The organism is Phytohabitans aurantiacus, assembly GCF_027923225.1.
Taxonomy (GTDB): domain Bacteria; phylum Actinomycetota; class Actinomycetes; order Mycobacteriales; family Micromonosporaceae; genus Phytohabitans; species Phytohabitans aurantiacus.
The window spans coordinates 1-221 of sequence record NZ_BSDI01000152.1; the positions used below are offsets into that span (position 1 = coordinate 1).

Here is a 221-nt window from a genome sequence, read left to right on the forward strand (position 1 = left end):
CCGCCGCCGCGGTGCGCTTGCCGACCCGCGTCTGGAGCATCCACAGCTTGCCGCGCTCGATCGTGAACTCGATGTCGCACAGGTCGCGGTAGTGCCCCTCCAGCGTCGCCATGATCGACATGAGCAGGTCGTACGAGGTCTTGTCGAGCCGTTCCAGGTCCTGCAGGGGCACGGTGTTGCGGATGCCGGCCACCACGTCTTCGCCCTGCGCGTTGGCGAGG

General features: G+C 67.9%; 1 protein-coding gene. It reads right to left on the reverse strand.

Going from position 1 to position 221, the window contains the following annotated elements; all coding sequences use genetic code 11:
- The coding region (locus QMG73_RS46205; RefSeq protein WP_281906535.1) for a PEP/pyruvate-binding domain-containing protein at window positions 1-221 on the reverse strand (221 nt) is incomplete at both ends.